Source organism: Bradyrhizobium sp., from assembly GCF_004799445.1.
Classification (GTDB): Bacteria; Pseudomonadota; Alphaproteobacteria; order Rhizobiales; family Xanthobacteraceae; genus Bradyrhizobium.
The window spans coordinates 1-5,680 of record NZ_SSNA01000136.1; the positions used below are offsets into that span (position 1 = coordinate 1).

General features: G+C 64.1%; 7 protein-coding genes. 4 read left to right on the forward strand and 3 right to left on the reverse strand.

From position 1 onward, the window contains the following. The first annotated feature begins 319 nt into the window (after nt 1-319). Nucleotides 320-1,300 (forward strand): magnesium transporter CorA family protein, encoded by a 981-nt coding sequence (locus E8A46_RS18710; protein WP_291564113.1) that lies wholly within the window; start codon nt 320-322, stop codon nt 1,298-1,300. A gap of 250 nt (nt 1,301-1,550) precedes the next feature. Next, nucleotides 1,551-1,775 (forward strand): hypothetical protein, encoded by a 225-nt coding sequence (locus E8A46_RS18715; RefSeq protein WP_291564116.1) that lies wholly within the window; start codon nt 1,551-1,553, stop codon nt 1,773-1,775. Nucleotides 1,776-1,840: 65 nt separating this feature from the next. Here E8A46_RS18715 and E8A46_RS18720 read toward each other — a convergent pair whose 3' ends face one another. After that, nucleotides 1,841-2,596, reverse strand: a complete 756-nt coding sequence (locus E8A46_RS18720; RefSeq protein WP_291564119.1) for an SDR family oxidoreductase — start codon at nt 2,594-2,596, stop codon at nt 1,841-1,843. 20 nt (nt 2,597-2,616) lie between these two features. Beyond that, on the reverse strand, nt 2,617-3,258 hold the full coding sequence (pdxH, locus tag E8A46_RS18725) for a pyridoxamine 5'-phosphate oxidase (RefSeq protein ID WP_291564122.1): 642 nt from the start codon (nt 3,256-3,258) through the stop codon (nt 2,617-2,619). 120 nt (nt 3,259-3,378) lie between these two features. On the opposite strand from pdxH, the gene E8A46_RS18730 reads away from it, so the two are divergent. Together E8A46_RS18730 and E8A46_RS18735 are read left to right on the forward strand one after the other, a co-directional pair. After that, nucleotides 3,379-3,786 carry an RT0821/Lpp0805 family surface protein gene (locus E8A46_RS18730; protein WP_363252065.1) on the forward strand — a complete coding sequence of 136 codons (408 nt, stop codon included), beginning with the start codon at nt 3,379-3,381 and terminating at the stop codon, nt 3,784-3,786. Nucleotides 3,787-3,892: 106 nt separating this feature from the next. Beyond that, nucleotides 3,893-4,858 (forward strand): DnaJ C-terminal domain-containing protein, encoded by a 966-nt coding sequence (locus E8A46_RS18735; RefSeq protein ID WP_291564128.1) that lies wholly within the window; start codon nt 3,893-3,895, stop codon nt 4,856-4,858. Nucleotides 4,859-5,078: 220 nt separating this feature from the next. Here E8A46_RS18735 and E8A46_RS18740 read toward each other — a convergent pair. Further along, a partial coding sequence (locus E8A46_RS18740; protein WP_291564130.1) for an anti-sigma factor occupies nt 5,079-5,680 on the reverse strand: 602 nt, incomplete at its 5' end.

Here is a 5,680-nt window from a genome sequence, read left to right on the forward strand (position 1 = left end):
GCCTTGCGTACGCGGCGCCACATTGCGCCTCAAACGCCACGATTCTGTTAGCCGCATTATCGCCGAAATTGGCAATAATTCCAGCGCTTAGATGCTTGTCCCGCGACGCGGCACCGCGGCTGTGTCTTTTTTGCCGCAATTTCTTCGGCGCCCGTTGGTTCTCGGGCCGTTTATTGGCGCGGCCGCCGAATCCCCGCCACCCTCCTGCCATCGGGCTGCCGCAAATTCCGGGGGCCGCGTCGGCTGACGGTCATGAAAGGCTTGCCAGAATCGAGCTAAGTCCTGTTGGTTAATTTGCCCGCCTGTCCGGAGTACCCCCATGTTCTCGGTATTCGTCCCCTCCGAAACCTCCCTGAAAAAGGCCGCCATCACCGATCTGGCGGCGCTTCCGGACAATGCGGTCTGGATCGACCTCGTGAAACCGACCGCCGCCGAGGACAAGGCGGTGGAGCGGCTGGCCGGGATCGCGGTACCGACCCGGGAGGACATGCAGGAAATCGAGATTTCCAGCCGGCTCTATATCGAGAACGGCGCCCGTTATATGACGGCCACCCTGATGTGCGCGGCGGACACAGAGAATCCGCGCACCACGGCGGTGACCTTCATCCTGGCCAGCCACCGCTTGGTGACCGTGCGCTATGACGAGCCGAAGCCGTTCCTGCTGGTGGAAAACAAGCTGGCGCGCTCATGTGCGCCCGGTATCACCGGTGAAATGGTGCTGATGGAACTGCTGGACGCGGTGATCGACCGCAACGCCGACATTCTGGAGCGCGCCGGCGGTGACATGGACGCGATCAGCCACGATATTTTTGAGCCCGAGGGCGCGGCGCGCACCGGGCATGCCAAACGCTATTCCGACATCCTGATCGCGATCGGGCGCAAGGGCGACCTGACCTCGAAAGTCCGCGAGAGTCTGGTCTCGATCGGGCGGGTGGTGACCTTCGTTGCGGCGGCGGTCGATGGCGTCAAATGGTCCAAGGACATGCGCGAGCAGCTCAAGACCATGCAGCGCGACGTGACTTCGCTGACCGACCACGCCTCCTATCTCTCCAACAAGATCACCTTCGTGCTGGATGCGATGCTCGGCGTCGTCAATCTCGAGCAAAACAACATCATCAAGCTGTTTTCGGTGATGGCGGTGGTGCTGATGCCGCCGACCCTGATTGCCTCGATCTACGGCATGAATTTCAAGGTCATGCCGGAACTTGAATGGCAGCACGGCTATCCGCTGGCGGTGCTGATGATGCTGGCCGCGGCAGCGGGCCCCTACCTGTATTTCAAATGGAAGAAGTGGCTGTAGCCAAGGCGTTTTTGGGCGAAAGCCCGCCCTGCATTTGATGCGGGGGGACACCCGGTTCCCATGAAGAAAACACGTCAGGACATAGTCGAGGCGAAATTCCGGCGTCTTTTGGGCTCGCTGCCAGGGTTAAGAAAGTGGCGGAGCGTCGACAGATTCCCGCCTCAACCTCTCCGCTAAAATTTGAGCGTTGCGCTGAACGTTTGTGCGACGCCTTTCTGCGATAACCCTCGCACAGATCGCGAGGACAGCAATGGTTGAGAAAGTCATAATGCAGGCGCGCAACGTCGTCGACTTCGCCAGCTACCAGCAGGGCCGCAACGTGGCCGGCAGGGCGCAGGCGATCTCGGCGCGGACCTGCCGGCATTGCGGCGCGGTGCTGTCAGACGGCGAGCGGGAAGATGAGTGCTCCAGCATCTCCAACGCTGACGCAACGCTACGCTGGCAGGCGGCGCAAATCCTGCGCGGATTGATTTGACGTAACGTCAATCCGGCGCGTCCGACGGATCCGCGCAAAGCGCGCCGGTCGAAGGACGATTGCGGTCAGACATGCTGGCCGCCGTTGATGTGGATCTCCGCGCCGTTGACGTAGGAACTGGTCTCCGTGCACAGCACGTAGATGATCTTGGCGACTTCGTCTGGGGTGCCCAGCCGGCGCAACGGGATCTGTTGCTCAACGATCTTCTCGGTGCCCGGCGAAAGGATCGAGGTGTCGATCTCGCCCGGCGCGATCGAGTTGACGCGCACGCCGATGCGGCCGAAATCCGAGGCCATCTCGCGGGTCAGGGAGGCCAGCGCCGCCTTCGAGGTCGCGTAGGCCGCGCCCGCAAAAGGATGCACGCGGGAGCCCGCGATCGAGGTGACGTTGACCACCGAGCCCTTGGCCGCCTTCAATTCCTCGATCAGCCCGCGCGCCATCATGATCGGCGCGAAGAAATTGACCCTGAACACATGGCTCCAGGTGTCGATGTCGGTGTCGATCGAGCCGAGCCGGGTGCCGCCTTCTGCCTTTGGCGAAATCGCGGCGTTGTTGACCAGCGCGTGCAGCATGCCGCCTTCCAGGCGCTGGCGAATTTCCGCAATGGCGCGCGAGGTATCGTCATGGTCGGCGAGGTCGACCTGGATGTGATCCTCAGGTCCGGCGTCCCACGGGCAATCTTCCGGGAAGGGATGGCGCGAACAGGTGATGACGCGCCAGCCGGCTGAGGAAAAGCGGATTACGGTCGCATGGCCGATGCCCCGGCTGGCGCCGGTCAGGAGCAGCGTGCGGCGCGGTCCGTTGTTGGATGAAGTGGACATAGGCTCCTACAAATTCCTGATCAGGGGTAAAGCCGCGTCCTGGACCAGGCTTGGTCCGGAACGTCGCGGCTGAATTCGACGCGGTCGTGCAGGCGGAACGGGCGGTCGTGCCAGAATTCGAACCGCAGCGGGGCGACGCGCCAGCCGCTCCAGCCAGCCGGGCGCGGCACCTCGCCGACGAGGTGTTTGGCCGCGAACTTTGCGAGGGCATGTTCAAAGGCGAGCCGGCTTTCCAGCGGCTGCGACTGCTTGCTGGCCCAGGCGCCGATCTGGGCCTGTTTCGGCCGGGTGGCGAAATAGGCGTCGGCCTCGGCTTCGGTCACCGGCGACACCGGCCCACGGATCCGGACCTGCCGGCGCAGCGATTTCCAGTGAAATAGTAAAGCCGCCTTAGGATTTGCGGCGAGTTCGCGGCCCTTTTGGCTGGCGATGTGGCTGTAGAACACGAACCCCGCAGCGTCATAGTCCTTCATCAGCACCATCCGCACGTCGGGCAGGCCGTCGGGGTCGACGGTGGCCAACGCCATGGCATTGGGATCGTTGGGTTCGGCCTTCACCGCTTCCGCAAACCACTCTCCGAACAGCGCAAACGGCTCCCCGGCAGCGGTGAAATCACCGGATGTTAAGGGTGTCGGGTGTTGGATGGAGGTCGTGTCCGTCATCTCAGGAGTTCCGAGTTGCGCCCGCCCGCGGCCAGAAGCGCGTTGCAGCCCCATTCTAGGCTTGTCCTATATAGGGCATGGGGACGCTTTGGCCTATCGGCGATCGGCCCGGCCGGCTTGGTGACGACCCTGATTCTGATCGGCATCGGCTCCGCCGGCTGCAGCCTGTCCCGCACCGACGGTGCTTTCGCCAAAATGGGCGACGACGTCACCAACTCCATCGGCCCCGCGCAGCCAAGCCTGGCGGCGCCGAGCGAGAGCGATCTTGCCTTTGCCCGCAATGCGGCGTCCGACGTGCTGACCCGTGGCGACAAGGATGCCAGCCAGCCCTGGGAAAATCCCGAGACCGGCGCGCGGGGCTCGGTGACGCCGCTGGCCCAGGCCTATTCCTCGGAGGGGCGGACCTGCCGGGATTTTCTGGCAAGCTACGTCAATGGCCGCTCGGAAAGCTGGCTGCAGGGCGCCGCCTGCAAGACCGGCCATGGGCAGTGGGAAATTCATACGCTGAAACCGTGGAGGCAGAGCTGAACGGCTCTTCTTCCCGTTGCAAAAATGCCACGAAGACCCCAAATGAAGTTTCGGCGGGCGGATCGCCCGAACTAACATCTGATTTCCTTAAGAGGAGACCTGACGGATGCGCGACCCCTATGAGGTCTTGGGGGTGCAGCGGGGCGCCAGCGCTGCGGCGATCAAGAGCGCCTATCGCAAGCTTGCCAAGAAGCATCACCCCGATGCCAACAAGAACGATCCGAAGTCCGCGGCGCGCTTTTCCGAGCTGAATTCGGCCAACGAGATCCTTGGCGACGAGGCGAAGCGCAAGCAGTTCGACCGCGGCGAGATCGATGCCGAGGGCAAGCCGCGCTTCCAGGGCTTTGCTGGCGGCGGCGATCCGCGCGCGCGCGGGGCCCAGGGTGGCGGTTTCGAGACCCACACCTTCCGTACCGGTGGTGCTGGCGCGAACTTTGGCGGCGGCGGTTTTGAGGACATCCTCAACAGCATGTTCGGCCAGGCTACGGCGCGCGGCGCGCGGCCGGGCGCCGGCGGCACCTTCGAATTCGACCCCGGCACCATCGCGCTCGATCTCGATCTTTCCGTCGCCATGACGGTGTCGCTGGAGGAGTCGGTCAAGGGCGTGGAGAAGCGTGTCCGGCTGCCAACCGGCAAGGAGCTCAATGTCAAGATTCCCGCCGGCGTTGCCCCCGGCCAGCAGATCCGGCTCAAGGGGCAGGGCGAGACCGCGGCGGGCCACCCGCCGGGCGATCTCCTGATCACCGTGAGCGTCGCGCCGCATCCGTTCTTCAAGGTCGAGGGCAGCGACCTGCGCCTCGATCTGCCGATCACGTTGTACGAAGCGGTGCTCGGCGGCAAGGTTCGCGTGCCGACGCTCGGCAGCGCGGTCGAGTTGTCGATCCCGAAAAATACCTCGAGCGGCAGGATCTTTCGCCTGAAAGGCAAGGGCCTGCCGAAACCGGGCGGTACCGGCGACTTGTTCGCCACCACCCGGATCATGCTGCCGGATGGGAACGATGCGGAGCTGGAGGAGTTGATGCAAAAGTGGCGGGACGCCCACCCCTATCATCCGCGCAGCGATCACGGCTGATCGCCACGCGCCGGCAGAAGAAGGTGCGGCCTCGACCTGGGGGACCAGCGCGGTACAAAACCCCGGTCGAGGCCGCTTGCGTCGATCGGCGGATCGAACGCACCACAACTTTTCGTGAGCACCTGGTGCGATAATGAGACGCGTCCATGTTCCAAATTCAGATTCTTGATGTCCGAATTTGGACACCCCGCCGGAATTTGGTCATCGATCGAGACGCCCTTCACCCACCGCTTTTTTCGGTCTGGTCGTAGACCTGCCGCGCGACCTGGTTGAGCCGGTCCTTGTCGGAAGGGCCGCTCAGCACGTAGCCGACATCATCTTCGGACCAGTACATCGCGCCCGAGTTCTCGGCTGCGGTATAGCGCATCTGCGCGGTGCCGGTTTTGCCGCGTGAGGCGTAAAGCGTGAAGCGCTCGCCCGAGGCGCTCTCATACATCAGGAATGATGCGGGCCCCGAGGCGCCGGGCAACAGCCGTCCTCCGACCAGCTTCAGGCCCGTCGCATCCAGTTCGGGTGCGCGGACGTCCCAACCGCAACGCCTGGTCAGCCATACCTGAAGGTGCTCGCGCTCGCTGCCCGGCACCTCGACCGGATGGCGAACCTCGACGACATAGAGCCGATGCGCATCCAGCGCGTCCAAGGTCAGGCTCTGGAACGCCGACGGCGACGCCGTCACGCCATGCGCCAGCCAGCCGACGCCACCGCCGCCGACAAATGCCAGGAGCGTCGCGGCGATCGCGCCGTACATCCATCGGCGCGGCCGCCGCACCAGGCGCTCGATCTCAAGCCGCTTCGGCACCGCCTCGTCGGCGACCGAGTCGT

What these genes read in the sequence shown, in the direction of transcription:
- E8A46_RS18710 (WP_291564113.1), top strand. Translation starts at nt 320, where the DNA reads ATGTTCTCGGTATTCGTCCCCTCCGAAACCTCCCTGAAAAAGGCCGCC.
- E8A46_RS18715 (WP_291564116.1), top strand. Translation starts at nt 1,551, where the DNA reads ATGGTTGAGAAAGTCATAATGCAGGCGCGCAACGTCGTCGACTTCGCC.
- E8A46_RS18720 (WP_291564119.1), bottom strand. Translation starts at nt 2,596, where the DNA reads ATGTCCACTTCATCCAACAACGGACCGCGCCGCACGCTGCTCCTGACC.
- pdxH (WP_291564122.1), bottom strand. Translation starts at nt 3,258, where the DNA reads ATGACGGACACGACCTCCATCCAACACCCGACACCCTTAACATCCGGT.
- E8A46_RS18735 (WP_291564128.1), top strand. Translation starts at nt 3,893, where the DNA reads ATGCGCGACCCCTATGAGGTCTTGGGGGTGCAGCGGGGCGCCAGCGCT.